General features: G+C 74.4%; 1 protein-coding gene and 1 pseudogene. Both read right to left on the bottom strand.

Annotated features, from left to right (window positions below):
• The coding region (locus ACLEQD_RS44285) for an ABC transporter permease subunit (protein WP_410391915.1) at positions 1-369 on the bottom strand (369 nt) is incomplete at its 3' end.
• Positions 362-956 (bottom strand): annotated as a pseudogene (locus ACLEQD_RS44290) (heme ABC transporter ATP-binding protein); the annotation flags it as partial. The gene ACLEQD_RS44285 and the pseudogene ACLEQD_RS44290, both read right to left, overlap by 8 nt.

Here is a 956-nt window from a genome sequence, read left to right on the forward strand (position 1 = left end):
GGACGGTGAGCACGCCCGGCAGCGACCGACGTGCGCGCCCACGAGCGCCGCGGCCAGCGCGCCCCAGAGCATCTGTCCCTGCGCGCCGATGTTGAAGAGGCCCACCTTGAAGGCCACCGCGACGGACAGGCCGGTGAGGGTGAGCAGCGCGGCCTTCATCGCGGCCTCGCCCAGGGGGCGCAGCACGGCGGTGCTGCTGCCTCCGTCCAGGAACGCGGGCCAGTTGCCCACGCCGCCCCAGAGCATCTGGAGGTAGGCGCGCGAGGCGGTGTCCGCGTCGCGCGTGAGGGCGATGGTCAGCCAGCACACCGCGAGCGCCAGCAGCACGGAGAGCACCGACGGCAGCACCTGCCGCGTCCGCTCACCCATGGCTTGCCTCCGCGCCCAGCATGCGGCGGCCCAGCTCTCGCTCGTCCAGGTGCTCGCGCGGGAAGTGCCCCGTCACGCGGCCTTCGTAGAGGACATAGACGCGGTCGGACAGGGCCAGCACTTCCTCCAGGTCCAGCGACACCATCACCACTCCCGCACCCCGGGCCTTCGCCTCGCGCAGCCGCGCATGCACCTGCGCCACCGCGCCGATGTCCAGCCCGCGCGTGGGCTGCACGACGACGAGCAGCTTCGGAGCCGCGTCCAGCTCGCGCGCCACCACGACCTTCTGCTGGTTGCCGCCGGACAGCGCCTGGAGCGCCACCGTCGGGTCGGGCGGGCGCACGTCGTAGGTGGTCAGCAGCTGGTTCGTGCGGTCGCGGCGGCCCTTGAAGTCCACCCAGGGCCCGCGCGCGAACGGCGGCTGGCGGTGCCGGCCCAGGGCCACGTTCTCCTCCACCGTCATCGCCTTCACCACGGCGCGCGCCAGCCGGTCCTCGGGGACGTGGCCACGCCGCGCGCCTTCGCCAGCGCCGGGGTGAGCCCGCGAGGGACCGCCAGCAGCGTTCCGTCTCGCCGTCCAGCGCGCG

The organism is Corallococcus sp. 4LFB (genome assembly GCF_046520365.1).
Lineage (GTDB): Bacteria > Myxococcota > Myxococcia > Myxococcales > Myxococcaceae > Corallococcus > Corallococcus caeni.